The sequence below is a fragment of the Nonomuraea sp. NPDC050451 genome (genome assembly GCF_044458585.1).
The window spans coordinates 494,252-512,995 of record NZ_JBITHZ010000004.1 but is presented as its reverse complement, the minus strand read 5'-3'; the positions used below and the strand labels follow the sequence as shown (position 1 = coordinate 512,995).

The following is an 18,744-nucleotide window of genomic DNA, read 5'->3' as shown; positions in this document are numbered from 1 at the left end:
CCTGTTCAGCATGCAAAGTCTCACAGGGCGGTGCAATGAAACACTTGAAGGTATGACTGAGAACGACATCATTCAGCTCGTGTCCGGTTTCCCCGGAGTCGTGACCCAGACCGTCGAGGAGAACAGCGAGGCCCCCGAGGTGGCCTGGGGCGACACGTTCTTCTTCTACGACCCCGAAGGCACCCTGGAGACCCATCCCCGGCAGCCGTTCGCCACGATCGTCATCAAGGACTACCCGGACTGGGACACCTTCTCCGACCTGAACAGGCCGGGCGTGTTCCGGCTCAACATCGCCGTCGGGCGCGCCACCCTCCAGCGGCTCGTCGGCGACGACTCCGAGGTCGATTACACGGCCGAGGACCGCGTCCTCCCCCACCCCAAGTACGCGACCCAGGGCTGGATCGCCATCGTGAACCCGGGCGAGCAGGCCCGCCCCCTCCTGACCGAGGCCCACGCCCGCGCCGTCGCCCGCCACCGCCCCCGCAAGACCTCCTGACCCTCGCGCCTGGCCGGTCTCCGGCCAGGCGCACCGCGGTCAGCGGGGCTCGTCGTCCCAGTCGGGGAGCGTCACCGTGCCGGAGAGCCAGTCGCGACGCAGGATCGCGTAGCCGACGGCGTCGTGGACCGCGCCGTCCAGGCCCGGCCACGACTCCCGGTAGTGCGACTCCTTGGCGTAGCCGCTCCTGCGGAAGACCGTTCGCATCGCGTGGTTGTCCTGGCGGGTCGTGCCCTCGATGCGGGTGATGTGCGGGAGCTCGGCGAAGAGGTATCCGGTCAGCCAGGCGACCGCCGCGGTGCCGAGGCCCCGGCCCCGCCATTCCTGCCCTATCCGCAGGTCGAACAGAGGGGTGTCGTCGGCGAGGTCCTGCAGCCGCACCAGGCCCGCGCGCTCCCCGTCGGCGAGCACCCAGAACGTCCTGGACTCCTCGTCGTCGTAGAGGCCGTCCGCGGCGCGCTTGCGCACGGTCTCCGGATCCTGGACACCCGCGTGGAAGGGCCATTCCTGCCCGGTGAGGAAGCCGACGAGCGCTTCGACGTCGTCCGGGGAGAATCGCGTGAACTCGATATGCACCCCCGCATCCTTCTGACGGAATCCGCGCGGGGTCAATCGAATTTCAGCGGGTCAGCCGATCACTCGCTCGGGGCTGTCCAGCCAGACCCGCTGCCCGTCAGGCGTGATCGTCACGCCGAACCGCTCCCGCTCCGGCTCGCCCCAGCCCGCCCACGTCCGGCGGGCGTCACCCGAATCGTCGAGGACGTCTTCGGCCAGGACGGCGCCCGGCGGCGTGTCGCGCCGCGTCCACGTCATGGTCGTGAGCGGGGAGAACCGGCCGCCGGCCGTGCCGTCGGGGCCGACCACGAGCCGCAGGGCGTGCCCGTCGCCGTACGGCATGACCACCACCCCGCCCGGCCTGGTCTGCGCGATCCAGGCGTACGGCACGGTGCGCACCGCGTACGTCGCGTGCACCCCGTCGTACGGCGCCCGCTCGGCCCAGCCCGCCGTGCCGTCGCCCACGACCAGGTGCGGGAGGGCGCCGGCGGCGGCCAGGTTCTTGGCGGCCTGCTCGGCCACGGGGGGGTCCGCCTCGACGGAGGTCACGCTCCCCGACTGCCCGACCAGCCGGCACAGCAGGGCGGCGGTCCATCCCGTACGCGTGCCCACCTCCAGCACCCTCTGGCCCGGCGCCGGCCCGAGCAGCTCCAGCAGGTCGGCGACCGCGCTGGGCGCGGGACACGAGCACCCGTCGGCGGCGGCGATCGGGCGCCCGGCGTAAACGGCGTCCCACCAGGCCGGCGGGTCGGCGTCCCGGTCGATCGGCGCGCCACGCCCGTCGTGTTCGATCGACTCACCCACCGGCGGCACGAACCAGTGGCGCGGGACCGCCCGCAGCGCCTGCTCGATCGGGCGGGCGAGGGGCGGGCGGTGGTCGGTGATCGCCGCGATCATCGCGTCGAGCCGCCACGCGATGTGCGTGAACATCACACCTCCCCGTTCGCGAAAGGATGCCCGCATTCGTGCCTCCCCACAGCTCCACCTCCACACCTCGGGAAACGCTATCCGTGACGGTACGACTACGATCCGGATGGGGCAAGGTTTTTCCGCGAAGTGGGCGCGCTGACACCCGGGTCTCGCGCCGAGTGAAGGAATGCCGTCAAAAGCACCAGCAAAACGCTGCGTATCTCTCCGATCACCCAGTAAATTCGGAACCATCGCGCCAAACACCGGTAGAGGGGGAATCGGGGTGCCCGGGAGCTCGGCGATCGGCGGGCGTTACCGGCTGGTCACCTGCCTGGGCGGCGGCGCGACCGAGGTCTGGCTGGCTCTGGACCTGGGCCTCAACCGGGAGGTCGTGGTCAAACGCCTGCTGGCCGACAGCCCCGGCTCCAGCCGGTTACGCGCCGAGGCGCGCGCCCTCGCCGCGTTCAACCACCGGCACGTGGTCACGCTGCACGACACGGTGGACGATCCGGAGACGGGCACGTTCTGGCTCGTGATGGAGCACGTGCCCGGCGACGGCGTCGTGAAGCTGGCCGACTTCGGCGCCGCGTACCGGGTCGGGGGCCGCGACACGATCACGTCGAACGGCGCCATCAGCTACACCGTCGCCTACGCCGCCCCCGAGGTCATCAGGGGGCAGCCCGGCCCCGGGTCCGACGTGTTCTCCCTCGGGGCCACCCTCTACGCGCTGGTCACCGGGCCTCCGCCGCGCCGGGGAGCCGGCGAGGCGGAGTCGGACGCCGACGTCGTGGCGTGGCGGGCCGCGCATTCGGACGTCTCGCTGACGGCGGACGTGGGGCCGCTGGAGGGGCTGCTCCGGGAGATGCTGCGGCTGGACCTCCGGGAGCGGCCAGGGGTCGAGGAGGTGCGGAAACGGCTGGCCGAGATCGCCGGAACACCCCTGCCGCCCCCTTCATGGCGACGGTTGCCGCTCCTCGCGGCCGTAGTGGCCGCCGCGGCGCTGCTGATCACCGCCGTGTCCGTCCTCGGAGAGCGCGGCACACCGCCGCCCAGAGCCTCGACCCCCCGCCGCCCCCGCGCCGACGGCGGACCTCGTGCTCGGCGACCCCCGCACCGCCCACCCCTGCGCCATGACCGACGCCACCGCGCTCGGCCGGTTCGGCAGGACCGAACTCGACCGCGATTACGGGAACTTCGACCGGTGCGACGTCAGAGTGTCCCCGCCGGGCGGCGGAGTCGTGGACGTCATGGTCGACCTCAACCACGACGCGCCTCCCGAGCAGCTCGGGACGGCGCGGACCGTGGCCGGGATCACGGTGGCCGACGACCCCGCCGAGAGCGGCGAGTGCTCGCGGACGCTCGTGCTGCCCGGCGTGGACGACGTCATCGTGAAAGTCCGGGCGCGGTGGGAGGACGATGAGGGCAAGGCCGAGCTCTGCGAGATGGCCGACGACGCCGCCACCGTCGCGGCGCAGGCGCTCGGCCGGGGCCCGCTCAAGCGCCGTGCCCCGCCGCTCCCGGCCACGTCGCTGGCGCAGCGGGACGCCTGCGCGCTGCTGTCCGGCAGGGCCCTGGAGGCCGTCCCGGGCATCGACGCCGCCGACCCGGACGTCGGGTTCGGCGGCTGGGACTGCGAGTGGGACAGCACCACCAGTGACACCTGGGTGGACCTGGACTTCGACCGCGACCAGCCGCCCACCGCCGAGGACGGGACGGCGACCCGGATCAACGGCTACCGCGCCTTCGTCCGGCCGGACCGGGAGGACCGGACGTGCGAGCTCGAGGTGGTGTTCCGCTCGTACACCGATCAGGACGGCCGGACGGCGGTCGAGAAGGTACGCCTCGTGGTCGGCGGTTCGCGCCCCATGGACCGGCTGTGCGGGATGGCCACCGCGCTCGCCCGCTCGGCCACCGCCGTGCTGCGCGGCACCTGAGGTCACGCTCCCGGGGAGGGTCCCGGAGAGGTTGGGGCACCATATGGCTGCGTCCGACAAGCACCGAGGAGGCGAACAGATGAGCGCTCCCCACAGCCTCGCCCACGGCGTGGACCCGGCCGTCCCGGGCACCCTGCACGCCCGCACCATCATGGGCGGCATCAGGGTCGCGCCGCGTCCGGGCCGCCACGTCCGGTTCGGCCGGGACCAACGCCCGAACGTCGATCTGCGGGTGGGCGCGGACGACCAGTCGGTGAGCCGCCTGCACGCCGAGGTGACGTACGAGGACAGCCGGTGGTGGCTCCGCAACCTGGGCCAGCAGCTCGTCCGCCTGCCGCGCGGCCAGCTGATGCACAGGTCCACCGACCCCATCCCGCTGGCGCCGGGCTACACCCCGCTGTTCATCAGGGGCTCCGGCTACCGCCAGCACCTGGTGGAGCTCTACGTCACGGGCTCCTGCGGCGACACCCAGACCGACCTCCACGCGGCCGCGACCAACCCGCCGAAGATCTGGGGCCTCAGCGAGGCGGAGCGCCTGCTCCTGGTGGTGCTGGGCGAGCGCTATCTGCTGTACGAGGAGGCTCCGCGCCCGTTGACGTACAACCAGGCCGAGGCCCGGCTGGCCTACCTGCGGCCCGGGGAGAAGTGGCGGGCGGGCATCATCGAGGACCGGATCGAGGCCGTCCGGCACCGTCTGCACGCCGCCGGCTTCCCGTACCCGCTGCGCCACGACCGGTCGGAAGGCCGCCCGTACGACAACAACCTCCTGCACAACCTCCTCAGGGGCCTGGTGGAGTCGACCACCCTCGTCCCCCCGGACCTGGACCTCCTGGAGACCGACCCTCCTCAATGAACGATCTAGCACTTTGGTGCTGACGCCTCGTATCGTCGCCGCATGACGACTGTCCTCTGCGTACCGCAATGGCAAGGCTCGGCGTCCGGCAGCGCGCCCCGGCTGACGGCCGGCGCCCATCGCGCCGCCGCGCTCGTTCCGGCCGACACGGTGGTGACCGTGCCGGTGCTCGAGACCGGCGGCGACAAGGCCGCCGGGGTTCGCGCGTACGACGTGCTCGTCGAGAACCAGCGGCGGACGCGCGAGGCACTGGCCGGCATCGACGACCGGGTGATCACCGTCGGCGGCGACTGCGCGGTCGACATCCCGCCGATCGCCGCCGCCCACGCCCGCTACGGGGACGCCCTGACGGTGCTGTGGATCGATGCGCACCCGGACGTCTACAGCCCGCAGACCCTGCCGTCCGGCGCCTTCCACGGGATGGTGGTGCGCGCGCTGCTCGGCGACGGCCCGACCGGCCTCACGCCGGAACAGCCGCTGCGGCCGCACCAGGTGGTCATCGCCGGAGAGCGGGCGGGCGACGTGTCCGAGCACGAGTACCTCGCGAAGACCGGCCTGCGCAGGTACGGCGTCGACGACCTGAAGCGCGTGCTCGACGATCTGCGCGGCCCCGTGTACGTACACGTCGACCTCGACGTCCTGGAGCCCACCGCCTTCGGCTCGACCTGCTACCCGGAGCCGAACGGCGTGCGGCCGCAGCGGCTGATCGACCTCGTCTCCCAGGTGGACGACATCATCGGAGCGGCCATCACCGAACACGCGCCACCCGGCGACGACGTCGACCCCGCCGAGGCCGAGGTGATCCGCCGCCTGAGCACCGCCCTGACACGCTGACGATTCCTGGCCGACCCGCTCGAATAGGATCGGTCGGGTGAAGTACTTGCTGCTGATATGTGGAGACAGCAAGGCCTACGAGGAGATGCTGGCCGACCCCGAGTTCCTGGCCGACTGCAAGGCCTGGGGCGCGGCCAGGGGCGACAAGCTGATCCAGAGCGGTGGGCTGGAGCCTCCGGCGGACGCCACGACGGTCCGGGTGCGCGGCGGCGAGGTCCTCCTCACCGACGGCCCCTTCGTCGAGTCCAAAGAGGTCGTGGCCGGGTTCAGCCTGATCGAGTGCGCCTCACGCGAGGAGGCCGTCGAGGCCGCCCGTACGCATCCCGTGGCCCGCCACGGCACGATCGAGCTGCGAGCCGTACAGCCTTGACCGTCCAGGCGACGATCGAGGGCCTGTTCCGGGAGGAATGGGGTCAGATCATCGCGACGCTCATCCGGATGACCGGCGACTGGGACCTGGCGGAGGAATGCGCGCAGGACGCCTTCGCGCAGGCGCTCCAGCGGTGGCCGGCGGACGGGGTCCCGCCGAAGCCGGGTGCCTGGCTCACCACGACCGCTCGCAACAAGGCGATCGACCGGCTCCGCCGCGCCGCCGTGGGCGCCGCCAAGCTGCAGGAGCTGGCCGCCCGCCCCGTCCCGCCCGCGGCCGATCCGGACGAGGAGCCCGAGGATGACCGGCTGCGGCTCATGTTCACCTGCTGCCACCCCGCGCTCGCGTTCGAGGCCAGGGTCGCGCTGACGCTGCGGACGCTGGCGGGGCTGAGCACGGCCGAGATCGCCAGGGCCTTCCTGGTCTCCGAGGACACGATGGCCAGGCGGCTCACCCGGGCCAAGGACAAGATCCGCAAGGCGGGGATCCCCTTCCGGGTGCCGCCTCCCGAACTGCTGCCCGACCGGCTCAATGCCGTGCTGGGCGTCCTCTACCTGCTGTTCAACGAGGGGTACGCGGCCAGCGGCGGCGCGGAGCTGATCCGCCGGGGGCTCTCGGACGAGGCGATCCGGCTGGGCCGGCTGCTCGTCCGGCTGATGCCCGGCGAGCCGGAGGCCACCGGCCTGCTGGCGCTGATGGTGCTCCATGACGCCCGGCGCTCCGCCCGGCTCGAAACGGGAGAGCTGGTACCGTTCGAGGAGCAGGACCGTTCCCTGTGGCAACGCGACCGGATCCAGGACGGGGTGGCCCTGCTCGACGGGGCACTACGGCAGGGACTGGCGGGGCCGTACCAGATCCAGGCGGCGATCGCGGCCTGCCACGCGAGCGTGCCCTCCTTCGAGGAGACGCCCTGGATCGAGATCGCGGCCCTGTACGGCCGGCTCGAAGGGCTCATGCCGTCCCCGATCGTCCGCCTCAACCGGGCCATCGCCGTGGGCATGTGCGATCCGGCGCGGGGGCTGGCCCTCCTGGACGCGCTCTCGTACGACCTGCGCGGCTATCACCTGCTGCCCGCCGCCCGGGCCGATCTCCTGCGCCGCCAGGGACGCCTGCCCGAGGCGGCCGTCGCCTACCGGCAAGCCCTGGCCCTGGCCCCGACCGAGCCCGAGCGCCGCTACCTCGCCCGGCGCCTTCGGCAAATTTCTCCGGACGGGCTGTCCGTCTGACGGCCGGCCGTTCGTGGGTGGGGCGAGAACGGAGCAATGAGAAGGGCTGAGACCATGCACACGACACGTTCCGCCGACGGCACCGCGATCGCCTTCGACCGGACGGGCTCGGGCAGCCCGGTCGTCCTGGTGAGCGGCGCGTCCTGCGCCCGGGGCATCCACGCGGCGCTGGCCGGGCTGCTGGCGGCCGGCCACACGGTCGTCAACTACGACCGGCGGGGGCGCGGCGACAGCGGCGACATCCTGCCCTACGCGGTGGAGCGCGAGATCGAGGATCTCGGCGCGGTGATCGAGGAGGCGGGGGGCTCCGCGGCCGTGTTCGGCAACTCCTCGGGCGCGGTGCTGGCGCTGCGCGCGGCGGCCGCCGGCCTGCCCATCACCCGACTGGCCCTGTAGGAGCCACCGTTCCAGCTCGACGCCGACGCACCCGGGCGCGCCGAGGCGTACGCCAAGGAGCTGACAGCCTGCCTGGCAGAAGGCCGTCGCGGGGACGCCATGGCGCTCTTCATGCGCTCGGTCGGCCTGCCACCCGCCATGATCGGCCAGATGCGCCAGGCGCCCATGTGGGCGTCGATGGAGGCGATCGCCCCGACGCTCGCCTACGACGCCGCCGTCATGGGCGACAACCGCGTCCCGTCAGACCTGGCGAACGTCAAGATCCCCACCCTGGTTCTGACCGGCTCCGAGACCGGCCCATGGGCTCCGGCCGCCGCACAGGCCGTCGCGGACGCGTTGCCGTACTGCCGGCACGTGGTCCTCCAAGGCCAGGACCACAACGTCTCATGGGACGCTCTCCTCCCGCATCTCATGCCCTTCCTCGACTAGAGCCAGCATGAGACGCCGGGCGCGTGCCGCCGCGGTGGCGTCGCCGAAGCGCTCCGCCCCGACGGCCGGGTGCTGCATCCCGTGTCCTTCGGCGGCGACGACCACGAGAACCTGTGGACGCTCAAGGCCGACCGCGAGCTCGACGAACGGAACCTGTCCCGCCACCCGACGGATCTGTGGGAGTCCGTCACGATCGGCCCCTTCACGATCGCGGCCGTGCCGGCCGTCGACACTCTGGGCGATCCGCAGGTGTCCTGGGCTGTCGAAGCCGGCGGCAAGCGCGTGCTGCACCTGGGCGACAGCATGTTCCACGGCTACTGGTGGCGCGCCGCCCACCGGTTCGGGCCGTTCGACGCGGTGCTCACCCCCATCAACGGGCCCACCGTGTGCTTCCCCCACTGCCAGTCCCCGAGCCCCTATCCGGCCTCGCTCGACGCCGAGCACGCGGCCGTCGCCGCGCGCTTGCTGGGAGCGAGGGTCGTGGTGCCGATCCACTACGACGGGTTCCACATCGACGGCTTCTACACCACGCAGCCCGACGAGCTCTCCCGGTTCCTGGACGCGACCTCCGGCGAGTCCTACGAGGTCGCCGCCCTCAAGCAGGGCGAGGACATCACCCTCTAGAGCCGCTCACGCCAGGTCGAGCCCGGCGAGCTGGGCCCGGCTGGTCACGTTGAGCTTGGGAAAGGCCCGGTACAGGTGGTAGCTGACGGTCTTGGGGCTGAGGAAGAGCTGGGCGCCGATCTCCTTGTTGGTACGGCCGGCCGCGGCCAGGCGGACGATCTGCAGCTCCTGTGGGGAGAGCGCCGACAGCGCATCGGCCCCGGCGGCGACGAGACCGGTGTCGCCGGCGGCACGCAGTTCGTTGCCGGCGCGTTCTTCCCAGGGCCGCGCGCCCAGTCGCCGGAAGGTCTCGAGCGCGGCGCGCAGCTGGGCGCGGGCCGCGATCTTGTGCCGGTCCCTGCGCAGTCGCTCGCCGTAGACCAGCGCGGTGCGCGCCGACTCCCAGGTGTGGCCACCGCCGGCGTGCAGCCGTACGGCGGTGCGGAAATGGTCGTGCGCTCGTTCGCCGTCGGGTTCGAGCAGGGCACGGCAGCGGTGCAGTACGGCCTGCGCCCAGGTCTGGCCGGACGCCTCCGCCCAGGCTTCGTAGCGGCGCAGCGGCCGGTCGGCGGGCAGACCGAGCCGGGCCGCGGCCTCGATCTGGTCGGGGGCGAAGTGAACGGTCTGGAACTGGTGGCGCGCCGGGCCGGCCACGACCGTCTCCAGCCGGTCCAGCGCCTCGGCGTGGCGGCCCCGGCCCAGGTCGAGCAGGGCCTGCGCCCACTGGGCCCAGGCCAGTGCGTTCACGATGCCGTTGGCGTCGTAGTGCGCGTGCGCGGCGGCGGCCAGCTCGGCGCACCGGTCCACGTCGCCCCGGGCGGCGGCGATCCAGGCGAGCATGCCCCGCATGCAGCCGGCTCGGCTCGGCCGGCCGGTCTCAGCGGTCAGGTGCAGGCCCTCGGTCGCGGTGGCCGTCGCGTCGGTGAACCTGCCGAGGAAGATCTCGCTGGTGGCGAGCGTGATGTGGAGGACGGCCAGCTTGCCGAGCTCACCGTTGGCGCGGCATTCGTCGGCGGCGGCGCGGGCGATCTCCCACGCGGCCTGGAAGTCACCGGTCTGGAGGGCGAAGTAGGAGGCGTTGATCCGGCGTGAGTGCATTTCCGGGATGATCCGGCTGCCCTTGGACACCAGCTCGCGCATGATCGGCAGAGCGGCGCCGGGGCCTTCTGTCAGCAGCAGCGCCGTTCCCAGGGCGGCCTGCCTGGCGAGGTCGAGGTCGTCCTCCGGGCGCAGGTCCAGCTCCCGCAGCCGGTCGGCGGCCTCGACGAGCCTGCCGGCGTCGCCGAACCGGTTGGCGTTGCGGGCCGCCTCGACCAGCATCAGGCCCGCGGCGGCGCGGTCGTCGCCGGCCACGTCCGCGGCGCCCTTGAGCAGCAGGTCGTGGGCCAGGTGCGGGGTGCCCTGGTCGAGGGCGATCCTGGCCCGCAGCTTGGGGAGCGTGGTGCGGGCCGAAGTGGCGGACACGAGTGCGGTGGCGACCTCGACGAGCCGCTGGGCCCGCTGCGACTGGCCCGCCTCGGTGGCGTGCACGGCGGCCGAGAGCAGCCGCCGCCCCTTGAGCTCCTCGTCCTGGCTCAGCTCGGCCGCCCGCTCGAACGCGGTGCAGGCGCTGACGCTCGCGCCGCGGTCCCCGGCTCGGCGGGCCATGTCCTCCAGCGCTCGCGCGGCGGTCTCGTCGGGGCCCGTCGCGGCGGCGGCCAGGTGCCAGGCCCGCCGGTCGGGCCGATCGGCCAGCAGATCGGCCAGGGTCCGGTGCACCGCCAGGCGCAGATCGTACGTGCTGAGCTGGAAGACCGCCGCGCGCATGAGCGGATGCGCGAAGCGAACCTGCCTGCCGGCGATCGTGATCAGCTCCGCGCGTTCGGCCGCGCCCAGGGCGGCGGGTTCGATGCCGAGCGCGGCGCAGGCTTTCGTGATCACGTTCAGATCGCCGTCGTCCGCCAGCGCGGTGACCAGGAGCGCGGTCCGGGCGGCTTGGGGCAGGCGGCCGACGCGGGCGGCATAGGCCAGCCGCAGGCGTTCCGGCAGTGGCAGCGGGCTGTGGTCGTAGAACGGCAGGTCGGCGGTGCGCGGCAGTTCGAGCAGGGCGAGCGGGTTGCCCGCGCTCTCCTTGAGGATCTTCAGGCGGGTTGAACCGGTGAGGCCGGGCGCGGCGTCGGCGAGCACCTGCGCGGCGCTGCGGTCATCCAGGCCGCTGAGCCGCCGTTCGGGCAGGCCCCCGGGGTCGAAGCCGTCGCGCGCGCCGAACAGCATCACGACGCCCTCCGCGTGCAGCCGGTGCGCGGCGAAGCGCAACACGCCGGCCGAAGCCTGATCGAGCCAGTGCGCGTCGTCGACCAGGCACAGCAGCGGCCGGTCCTCGGCCAGCTCCGCCAGCAGCGACAGCACGGCCACGCCGACATGGAACCGGTCGTCGGCCCGCGCGGGCGCCAGGCCCAGGGCGCCCGCCAGCGCCGCCGCCTGGGGCTCGGGCAGCGCCTCGAGGTGGCCGAGCGCGCCGCGCAGGAGCAGGTGGAGCGAGGCGTACGGGATGTCGGCCTCGGTCTCGACACCCAGGCCGCGCAGCACCCGCATGTCCCGGGCGCGTTCCCCGGCGTGGGCGAGGAGGGCGGTCTTGCCGATCCCCGGCTCGCCTCCGAGCACCAGCACGCCGGAGCGCCCGGCGCGGGCCTGGTCGAGCAGCCCGTCAATGGCCTGCTGTTCAGACTCCCGCCCCCGAAGCATGGGACGAATCCTAGTCATTCATCCGGTACCGCCCAGGTGTCGGCATTCATAGCGTCGCCGTCATGAATTCCATGCAAGCGGTCGACCTGAGCTCGGTCACCAAACACTACGCACACGGCGTCACGGCGCTCGACGACGTGTCGATCGGCTTCGCCGCCGGCACGTTCACCGCCGTGATGGGACCGTCGGGATCGGGCAAGTCGACGTTGCTGCAGTGCGCCGCGGGGCTCGACCGGCCGAGTTCGGGGCGGGTGACCGTGGACGGCCGGGACCTGGCGACGCTCAGCGACAGGAAGCTGACGCTGCTGCGGCGCGACCGGATCGGGTTCGTCTTCCAGTCCTTCAACCTGCTGCCGTCGCTCACCGCCGCCCAGAACGTCGCCCTCCCGCTGCGCCTGGCCGGCCGCCGGCCCGACTCCCAGCAGGTGCGCCAGAGCCTGACCGCCGTGGGCCTGGCCGGGCGCGTCGACCACCGGCCCGCCGAGATGTCCGGCGGCCAGCAGCAGCGCGTCGCCATCGCCCGCGCCCTGGTCACCCGGCCGGCGGTGCTGTTCGCCGACGAGCCCACCGGCGCCCTGGACGCCAACACCAGCCGCGAGGTGCTCCGTCTGCTACGCGAACTGGTCGACCGGCAGGCACAGACCATCATCATGGTCACCCACGACCCGGTGGCCGCCGCCCACGCCGACCGCGTGGTGTTCCTGGCCGACGGCCGAGTCTACGGGGAGCTCCATGACCCGGGCGCCGAGCAGATCGCGACCCGGATGCTGCAGCTGGAGGCGTCGTGCTGAGGATCGCCTGGTCCACGCTGCGCGTGCGGTGGTCGTCCTTCGCCGGCACGTTCGTCGCCCTGGCGTTCGGCGCGGCCCTCATGGCCGCGCTCGGCCAGGTGCTGGCCTCCAGCATCTCCTCGCCCGACCGGGGGTCCCAGCGGTACGCCGCCGCGCCCGTCGTGGTGGTGCCCGACGAGCGGCTCACCGTGCGGAGCCCGTTCGGCGAGAGCGGCGCGCCGCTGGCCGAACCGCGCGGGCTGGCTCCCGAGCTGGCCGGGCGCATCCCCGGGGCCGTGGTGGATCGGATCTTCGCGGCGCAGCTCGCCGGTGGGCCGCCCGCCGTCGGCCGTCCCTGGTCAGCCGCCCGTACGGCGCCGCAGCGGCTGTCGTCGGGACGGGCGCCCGCCGCGGACGACGAGATCGTCGTCACCGCCGGTGCCCAGGTGGGCCGGCGGGTCCAGGTGGTGACCGCGGCGGGGAGCCGGCCGTACCGGGTGGTGGGGCTCGCGTCGGCGGGGCCGCAGCCGACCGTGTTCTTCACCGACGAGCGGGCCGCCCGGCTGTCACCGCGAATTGACGCGCTGGCCGTGTGGCGCCCCGCCGCCGAGGTCCGCGCCGCCCTGGGCCAGGCCATCGCGTCCGGGACGGCACCGCGTCAGGGCGGGACCCCCATGATCTCGACCCAGGTCAAGGTGCTGACCGGCCAGGAGCGGGCGCTGCTCGACCCGTCCCGCGAGACCGACGAGCAGGCCCGCAACAACGCCAACACGATCGCCGGCATCGCCGCGGGTTTCGCCGGGTTCATCGCCGTGTTCGTGGTCTCCTCCACCTTCGCCTTCGCGGTCGGGCAGCGGCAGCGCGAGTTCGCCCTGCTCCGCACCGTCGGCGCGACCACCGGCCAGGTCAGGAGCATGGTGTACGTCGAGGCACTCCTGATCGCGATCGCCGCCTCCGCGCTAGGCGCGCTGACCGGCCCCCTCGCCACCCGGCCGATCCTGGACCTGCTGAGCTCGCTTGGCATGGCGCCCGCCTGGCTGGTGCCCTCCACCTCGCCGGTGCCTTCGTACGTGGCCTTCGGCACGGGAGTGCTGGTCGCCGTGCTCGGCGTGATCGTGGCCGCCTGGCGAGCGGGCCGGGTGCGGCCCGCGGAGGCGCTGCGCCAGGCGGCGGTGGAACCGCGGGCCATGACGCCCGGACGCTGGATCGCCGGCGGCGGCCTGCTCGCCACCGCCGTCATCAGCATGGCCGTCAACGCCGTCAGCGACCCGTCGGGCGCGACCAACAACAAGACCTTCATGCCCATCGTCATGCTGCTCATCGCCGCCGCCGGGCTGCTCGCCCCGATCTTCGTCCGCCCGCTCGCGAACCTGCTCGCCGCCCCGCTCGGACGGCTGCGCGGCGCGGGCGCTCTCGTGGTCCCCGCCGGCGCCGTCGCCTCCACGAGGCGTACCGCCGCCACGGCCGCGCCGGTCCTGATGACCGTCGCGCTCGCCGCCACCCTGCTCGGCGCCGCGGCGATGACCGACGCCACCAAGGCCGCGATGCGGATCGACCCCGTACGCGCCGACTACCTGGTGCTGCCGTCCGGCACGGCCGGCCTGGACCGGCAACTCACCGAACGCCTGCGCGCCGTCCCCGGTGCCGACGTCACCACCGTGACCCCGACCAGCCTCTACACGCTCGAAGGCGCCGGGACCCAGCTCATCCAGCGGCCCGCCGAAGCCGTGAACCCGGCCACGATCCCAACCGCCCTGTCGGTGCCCGTGACCGCCGGATCGCTCACGGAGCTGCGCGACGACACGATCGCGGTCTCTCCCACCTGGGAGGTGAGCCTGGGCCGGCGGGTACGGCTGTGGCGGGCCGACGGCAGCCAGGTGTCCCTGACGGTCGTCGCCCTGCTCGGCGCCGACTCCGCCGCGGACGCGTACGTCACCCCCGCTCACGCGTTGTCCGCCCTGCCCTCGCTCGCCTACGTGAAGCTGCGCCCCGGCGCCTCCACCGCCAAGGCCGAGCAGGCGCTGGAGCAGGCCGTCGAGGGGCACAATGCCCGTTCCATGACCAAGGCCAGCTGGGCCGGGACCGTCACCGGCCGCGCCGCCTCGGCCAGCCGTCTCGGCCTGCTGGCCGTGCTCGGCATCATGCTGAGCTACACCGTGATCGCGCAGGTCAACACCCTGCTCATGGCGGCCCCCGACCGGGCGGGCGAGCACGGAGCGCTACGCCTGCTCGGCGCGACCAGAGCGCAGGTCCTGCGATACGTCGTGGCCGAGGCGCTGCTGGTCGTCGCGGTCGGCGTGCTCCTCGCCGCCCTCGCCACCGCGCTCGGGCTGCTCGGACTGTACGCCGCGCTGCTGCAACTGGCCGGCCCCGTGGCGGTCGATGTGCCCTGGCAACCGGTCATCGGCGTGATCGCCCTCTGTTCGGTGCTCGCGGTGCTGGCAGCCGTACTGCCCGCAAGCCGTGTCCGGGCAGTGGCGATCCCCAGGTGAATCCACTGTCCAGAGGCGAGCAGGGCCTGTTGTTGGATCACCTGGGTTTTCACTTCCGAGATGAGCCTTGTGTGGGTCAGGGTGATTTGACCGCCGCGCAGTAGGCGATACTGGAGCCGCTGTTGCCGGGTGGCGGGAACGCGGGCCGCCGGCGTACGCCTGGAAGGGTGACCGCTAGTGCGGCGCGAGCACATCCGGCTGAAGGCGGAAAGCGAGGGCGGCGAACTCATCGTGGAGCCGTCCGAGGACGCACTCTACGAGATGATCATTGAGCTCGCCTTGCCCGACAACACCTTCGTCATCGTCGAACCCGACGAAGGCGACCCCATCTGGTTCGCCTCAGTCGCCTGCCTCGAGAACGGCACCTACGAGGTCGAATACCGCGACCCTCTTCGTCGGTATCACCGTCTTGAGACCGCCACCGACCCGAGCCGTATCGCTTCCGACGTCACCATGTGGACCGCTCAGGCCTCCCGAGCCCACGCAGCCCTCAGTCGAGACTCCTCTTCCGGCTTCTGAAGCATCCTCTGGCCGCCACCACAACCCGAGGACAAGCGGGGCATTCCGCGAAGCCCATCCACGCAATATGTACGCTCGTTACTGTTAGTAACTTACAAGGAAGGATGGGTAACCAAAATGCCGGAGCGGCTCGCCAAGCTCAGTGACAGCGACTTCAAGGGAGTCGATGAGGTCGCGGGCAGACCTTTGAAAGGCAGGTGTGATGTCCGGCTCCCACACTCGCTGGGTTAACGCTTCTGAGCAGGCGGAAGATCCTGAACGCATTGCGATCCGCGAGGCACTGGCCTTGGGCAAGGCGCTTTACGATCGTCGCGTCGCGCTCGGCTTGAGCGTGGAGGAGGCGGCCGATCGGGCGAGGATGACCGAGGACGAAGTCGAGTGCATCGAGGAAGGCGGGACGGCCCCGACCATCACGCTGCTACGCCGCCTGGCCGCGGCCCTGGACGCCGATGTCCGGCTCACCTCCGGGCATGATCTTGGATCGATCCGGTTCGAGGCTCACGCTGCTTAGCATCGTCTTTCCGGAGCCATAGAATGCCGCTCGCATTCACCCGGCTAGCGTTGAGCCTTCTGGAACGTGGTCCACGGCCGGGGGAGCGCGAGGGGGCCGGCAGGCCACCTCGCCCGGGCTTGGGGCGAAGCCGCGAGCCCCATCAGCACGCCCGAGCGTCAGCGAGGACCACTCGGGGCGGGATCCAGCAGGCCCACCCGGTAACCACGCAACGGGCGGGCGCTGGCGAGCGAAGCGAGCGGGGGTTTTCCGGCCCCGGGGGTTAGCGGGTGTCGGAGTCGGAGTCGGTCAGGGCGGCGCGGCCTGCTTCCAGGCGGGCTACCGGGATGCGGAACGGGGAGCAGGAGACGTAGTCGAGGCCCACGTCGTGGCAGAAATGGACGGAGTCGGGGTCGCCGCCGTGTTCGCCGCAGATGCCCAGGTGGAGGTCCGGGCGGGTCGAGCGGCCCTCCTCGACCGCGATCTTGATGAGGCGTCCGACGCCCTCCCGGTCCAGGGTTTCGAACGGGGAGACGCCGAAGATGCCCAGGTCGAGGTAGCGCGAGAAGAACGCGGATTCCACGTCGTCCCGCGAGAAGCCCCAGGTCATCTGGGTCAGGTCGTTGGTGCCGAAGGAGAAGAACTCCGCCGCCTCCGCGATCTGGGCCGCAGTCAGGGCTGCCCGGGGGACTTCGATCATGGTGCCGATCAGGGCCTCCACGCCGGTCTGCGCGAGGATCTTCGCCGCCTCCTCGCGTACCGACTCCAGCTCCTGTACGGCCGCCACCAGCGGGATCATGATCTCCGGCCGCGCGCCCGGCACGTCCTTGGCCGCCTGGGCGATGGCCCTGACCTGCATGGCGAACAGGCCCGGGATCACGAGGCCGAGGCGGACGCCGCGGAGGCCGAGCATCGGGTTCTGCTCGTGGAGGCGCTTCACCGCCGCCAGGAGCTTGCGGTCCTTGTCGGTGGCCTCGTCGGTGGCGACCTTGACCGACAGATCCACGATGTCGGGAAGGAACTCGTGGAGCGGCGGGTCGATCAACCGAATTGTGACGGGATTTCCGTCCATAGCCCGAAATATCTCGGTGAAGTCGGCCTTCTGGAGCGGCTCCAGCGCGTCCAGGGCCGCCTGGCGGGCCTCGTCCGTCGACGCCAGCACCAGGTCCTCCACGAGCTGCCTGCGCTCGCCCAGGAACATGTGCTCCGTCCGGCACAGCCCGATCCCCTGCCCCCCGAACCGGCGGGCCCGCGCCGCGTCCTCCGGGGTGTCCGCGTTCGCCCGGACGCCCAGCCGCCGGACCGAGTCCGCGTGGCTCATGATCCGGTCCACGGCCTTGACCAGCTCGTCCTCCGGCTCGGCACCCTCGAAGTACTCGACCACGGCCGAGTCCACGACCGGCACCTCGCCCAGGTAGATCTCCCCGGACGTCCCGTCGATCGAGATGACGTCGCCCTCCGACACCACCACTCCCCCGGGCGCGGTGAAGCGGCCTTCGCGCGTCGAGACCTCCAGCTCCTCGGCCCCGCACACGCACGTCTTCCCCATGCCCCTGGCCACCACGGCGGCGTGCGAGGTCTTGCCGCCCCGGCTGGTCAGGATGCCCTTGGCGGCGATCATGCCGGCCAGGTCGTCGGGGTTGGTCTCGCGGCGGACGAGGATGACGTCCTCGCCCTGCTCCGACAGCTCCACAGCCCGCGCGGAGGTGAAGACGGCCTTGCCCACGGCCGCGCCGGGCGAGGCGTTCATGCCCTTGGCGATCTTCTTCTTGTCCGCGCCGCCGTCGAAGCGGGGGAACATGAGCTGCGCCAGCTGGTCGCCGGTGACCCGGGTGACGGCCTCATCAATCGTGATCAGGCCCTGGTCCACGAGCTGGGTGGCGATGCAGAACGCGGCCGCCGCCGTGCGCTTGCCGACCCGCGTCTGCAGCATCCACAGCTTGCCGCGCTCGATCGTGAACTCGATGTCGCACAGGTCTCGGTAGTGGTTCTCGAGGGTCTCCATGATCCCGAGCAGCTCGTCGTACGAGCGCTTGTCGATGCGCTCGAGCTCCTCCAGCGGGATCGTGTTGCGGATGCCGGCCACCACGTCCTCGCCCTGGGCGTTCTGGAGGTAGTCGCCGTAGATGCCCTGCCTGCCGGTGCCGGGGTCGCGGGTGAAGGCGACGCCGGTGCCGGAGTCGTTGCCGACGTTGCCGAAGACCATGGCCACGATGTTCACGGCGGTGCCGAGGTCGGCGGGGATGCGCTCCTGGCGACGGTAGAGGATGGCCCGGGGAGCGTTCCAGGAGTCGAAGACCGCCATGACGGCCAGGCGCATCTGCTCGCGCGGGTCGGTGGGGAAGTCCTTGCCGGTCTGCTCGTGGACGATGCCCTTGAACGTCTCCACGAGCCCCTGCAGCTCGCCCGCGTCGAGGTCGGTGTCCTGGCGCCTGCCCTTCAGCGCGTCGAGCGCGTGCTCGAACAGGTCGCCGTCGATCCCGAGCACCGTCTTGCCGAACATCTGGATGAGCCGGCGGTAGGAGTCCCACGCGAAGCGGTCGTTGCCGCCCGCCTGCTTGGCCAGGCCGTGCACCGACTCGTCGTTGAGCCCGATGTTGAGAACGGTCTCCATCATGCCCGGCATGGAGAACTTCGCCCCGGAGCGCACGCTCACCAGCAGCGGGTCGTCGGCCTGCCCGAGCCGCCTGCCCATCTGCTTCTCGAGCGCGTCGAGGTGCTCGGCGACCTCCTGCTCGAGGCCGTCCGGTACGACGCCCGCCGCCAGGTAGTGACGGCAGGCGTCGGTGGTGATCGTGAATCCGGGGGGAACGGGGAGCCCGAGGTTGGTCATTTCGGCAAGGTTCGCTCCCTTGCCGCCAAGAAGATCCTTGAGATTCCTGTTGCCCTCGGTGAAGTCGTAAACGTACTTGGCCACCACACGCTCCAATCAACGCCTCTGCCCGGACTCTACCGGCGAAATTGATGATGAAACTGCACTCCCCGGATAAGTCATCGTTTGTGCTGGTCAAAGCGCTAGGAGAGGTCTAATCCAATTATAGTTCTAGAAGGCGGAAAATTGGATTAGACCAATTGGTTTACACCAATTCTTGAGAAAGGTGGCGTACGGGTGCAGAATCGGATCACACCCCCGCCAGGAGGCCC

Annotated in this window: 18 protein-coding genes and 1 pseudogene; 14 read left to right on the top strand and 5 right to left on the bottom strand. The window is 71.8% G+C overall.

Features of this window, described 5'->3' with window-relative positions; genetic code table 11:
• Positions 1-52 precede the first annotated feature (52 nt).
• On the top strand, positions 53-496 hold the full coding sequence (locus tag ACIBI9_RS17385) for a DUF6194 family protein (RefSeq protein WP_397223095.1): 444 nt from the start codon (positions 53-55) through the stop codon (positions 494-496).
• A gap of 39 nt (positions 497-535) precedes the next feature.
• Here ACIBI9_RS17385 and ACIBI9_RS17380 read toward each other — a convergent pair whose 3' ends face one another.
• The 3 genes from ACIBI9_RS17380 to ACIBI9_RS17370 all read right to left on the bottom strand — a co-directional run bounded on the left by ACIBI9_RS17380 (position 536) and on the right by ACIBI9_RS17370 (position 2,593).
• Positions 536-1,072: a GNAT family N-acetyltransferase gene (locus tag ACIBI9_RS17380; RefSeq protein WP_397223094.1), complete on the bottom strand. Its 537-nt coding sequence runs from the start codon at positions 1,070-1,072 to the stop codon at positions 536-538.
• A 51-nt stretch (positions 1,073-1,123) separates the two neighbouring features.
• A complete protein-coding gene (locus ACIBI9_RS17375) occupies positions 1,124-1,981 on the bottom strand; it encodes a protein-L-isoaspartate O-methyltransferase (protein ID WP_397223093.1) in 858 nt (285 codons plus the stop codon).
• A 291-nt stretch (positions 1,982-2,272) separates the two neighbouring features.
• Entirely contained in the window at positions 2,273-2,593 is a 321-nt protein-coding gene (locus ACIBI9_RS17370) for a hypothetical protein (RefSeq protein ID WP_397223321.1), read from the bottom strand.
• Between ACIBI9_RS17370 and ACIBI9_RS17365 the strand changes: the two are divergent.
• The 9 genes and pseudogenes from ACIBI9_RS17365 to ACIBI9_RS17325 all read left to right on the top strand — a co-directional run.
• Positions 2,496-2,816, top strand: a pseudogene (locus ACIBI9_RS17365) (protein kinase); the annotation flags it as partial. The gene ACIBI9_RS17370 and the pseudogene ACIBI9_RS17365 sit on opposite strands and share 98 nt — an antisense overlap.
• Positions 2,817-3,090: 274 nt before the next feature.
• On the top strand, positions 3,091-3,894 hold the full coding sequence (locus ACIBI9_RS17360; RefSeq protein ID WP_397223320.1) for a hypothetical protein: 804 nt from the start codon (positions 3,091-3,093) through the stop codon (positions 3,892-3,894).
• A 79-nt stretch (positions 3,895-3,973) separates the two neighbouring features.
• Positions 3,974-4,747 (top strand): FHA domain-containing protein, encoded by a 774-nt coding sequence (locus tag ACIBI9_RS17355; protein WP_397223092.1) that lies wholly within the window; start codon positions 3,974-3,976, stop codon positions 4,745-4,747.
• Between the two features lie 42 nt (positions 4,748-4,789).
• The gene (locus tag ACIBI9_RS17350; protein WP_397223091.1) at positions 4,790-5,581 is read left to right on the top strand and encodes an arginase family protein; all 792 of its coding nucleotides are present in this window, start codon (positions 4,790-4,792) and stop codon (positions 5,579-5,581) included.
• 37 nt (positions 5,582-5,618) lie between these two features.
• Positions 5,619-5,951 (top strand): YciI family protein, encoded by a 333-nt coding sequence (locus ACIBI9_RS17345; RefSeq protein WP_397223090.1) that lies wholly within the window; start codon positions 5,619-5,621, stop codon positions 5,949-5,951.
• Positions 5,948-7,177 carry an RNA polymerase sigma factor gene (locus tag ACIBI9_RS17340; RefSeq protein WP_397223089.1) on the top strand — a complete coding sequence of 410 codons (1,230 nt, stop codon included), beginning with the start codon at positions 5,948-5,950 and terminating at the stop codon, positions 7,175-7,177. The genes ACIBI9_RS17345 and ACIBI9_RS17340 overlap by 4 nt, the downstream gene beginning before the upstream one ends.
• 54 nt (positions 7,178-7,231) lie before the next feature.
• Positions 7,232-7,573: an alpha/beta fold hydrolase gene (locus ACIBI9_RS17335; RefSeq protein WP_397223088.1), complete on the top strand. Its 342-nt coding sequence runs from the start codon at positions 7,232-7,234 to the stop codon at positions 7,571-7,573.
• Between the two features lie 99 nt (positions 7,574-7,672).
• Positions 7,673-8,002 carry a hypothetical protein gene (locus tag ACIBI9_RS17330; protein WP_397223087.1) on the top strand — a complete coding sequence of 110 codons (330 nt, stop codon included), beginning with the start codon at positions 7,673-7,675 and terminating at the stop codon, positions 8,000-8,002.
• A gap of 81 nt (positions 8,003-8,083) precedes the next feature.
• Positions 8,084-8,626: an MBL fold metallo-hydrolase gene (locus tag ACIBI9_RS17325; RefSeq protein ID WP_397223086.1), complete on the top strand. Its 543-nt coding sequence runs from the start codon at positions 8,084-8,086 to the stop codon at positions 8,624-8,626.
• Between the two features lie 6 nt (positions 8,627-8,632).
• On the opposite strand, the gene ACIBI9_RS17320 is transcribed toward ACIBI9_RS17325, so the two are convergent.
• On the bottom strand, positions 8,633-11,329 hold the full coding sequence (locus ACIBI9_RS17320) for an AAA family ATPase (RefSeq protein ID WP_397223085.1): 2,697 nt from the start codon (positions 11,327-11,329) through the stop codon (positions 8,633-8,635).
• 62 nt (positions 11,330-11,391) lie between these two features.
• Between ACIBI9_RS17320 and ACIBI9_RS17315 the strand changes: the two genes are divergently transcribed.
• The 4 genes from ACIBI9_RS17315 to ACIBI9_RS17300 all read left to right on the top strand — a co-directional run bounded on the left by ACIBI9_RS17315 (position 11,392) and on the right by ACIBI9_RS17300 (position 15,621).
• Complete coding sequence (locus tag ACIBI9_RS17315) at positions 11,392-12,120, top strand: ABC transporter ATP-binding protein (protein ID WP_397223084.1); 729 nt, start codon at positions 11,392-11,394, stop codon at positions 12,118-12,120.
• Complete coding sequence (locus ACIBI9_RS17310; RefSeq protein ID WP_397223083.1) at positions 12,114-14,591, top strand: FtsX-like permease family protein; 2,478 nt, start codon at positions 12,114-12,116, stop codon at positions 14,589-14,591. The genes ACIBI9_RS17315 and ACIBI9_RS17310 overlap by 7 nt, the downstream gene beginning before the upstream one ends.
• A gap of 177 nt (positions 14,592-14,768) precedes the next feature.
• A complete protein-coding gene (locus ACIBI9_RS17305; protein WP_397223082.1) occupies positions 14,769-15,110 on the top strand; it encodes a hypothetical protein in 342 nt (113 codons plus the stop codon).
• Between the two features lie 202 nt (positions 15,111-15,312).
• The gene (locus ACIBI9_RS17300) at positions 15,313-15,621 is read left to right on the top strand and encodes a helix-turn-helix domain-containing protein (RefSeq protein ID WP_397223081.1); all 309 of its coding nucleotides are present in this window, start codon (positions 15,313-15,315) and stop codon (positions 15,619-15,621) included.
• A 262-nt stretch (positions 15,622-15,883) separates the two neighbouring features.
• Here the strand turns inward: ACIBI9_RS17300 and ppdK are convergent, their stop codons facing one another.
• Positions 15,884-18,517 carry a pyruvate, phosphate dikinase gene (gene ppdK / locus ACIBI9_RS17295; protein ID WP_397223080.1) on the bottom strand — a complete coding sequence of 878 codons (2,634 nt, stop codon included), beginning with the start codon at positions 18,515-18,517 and terminating at the stop codon, positions 15,884-15,886.
• Positions 18,518-18,744 lie beyond the last annotated feature (227 nt).

Bases quoted from the DNA above. Each gene is read 5' to 3' on its own strand.
- ACIBI9_RS17385 (WP_397223095.1), top strand. From the start codon at position 53: ATGACTGAGAACGACATCATTCAGCTCGTGTCCGGTTTCCCCGGAGTC.
- ACIBI9_RS17375 (WP_397223093.1), bottom strand. From the start codon at position 1,981: ATGTTCACGCACATCGCGTGGCGGCTCGACGCGATGATCGCGGCGATC.
- ACIBI9_RS17370 (WP_397223321.1), bottom strand. From the start codon at position 2,593: ATGGCGCCGTTCGACGTGATCGTGTCGCGGCCCCCGACCCGGTACGCG.
- ACIBI9_RS17360 (WP_397223320.1), top strand. From the start codon at position 3,091: ATGACCGACGCCACCGCGCTCGGCCGGTTCGGCAGGACCGAACTCGAC.
- ACIBI9_RS17355 (WP_397223092.1), top strand. From the start codon at position 3,974: ATGAGCGCTCCCCACAGCCTCGCCCACGGCGTGGACCCGGCCGTCCCG.
- ACIBI9_RS17350 (WP_397223091.1), top strand. From the start codon at position 4,790: ATGACGACTGTCCTCTGCGTACCGCAATGGCAAGGCTCGGCGTCCGGC.
- ACIBI9_RS17335 (WP_397223088.1), top strand. From the start codon at position 7,232: ATGCACACGACACGTTCCGCCGACGGCACCGCGATCGCCTTCGACCGG.
- ACIBI9_RS17330 (WP_397223087.1), top strand. From the start codon at position 7,673: ATGGCGCTCTTCATGCGCTCGGTCGGCCTGCCACCCGCCATGATCGGC.
- ACIBI9_RS17320 (WP_397223085.1), bottom strand. From the start codon at position 11,329: ATGCTTCGGGGGCGGGAGTCTGAACAGCAGGCCATTGACGGGCTGCTC.
- ACIBI9_RS17315 (WP_397223084.1), top strand. From the start codon at position 11,392: ATGAATTCCATGCAAGCGGTCGACCTGAGCTCGGTCACCAAACACTAC.
- ACIBI9_RS17300 (WP_397223081.1), top strand. From the start codon at position 15,313: ATGTCCGGCTCCCACACTCGCTGGGTTAACGCTTCTGAGCAGGCGGAA.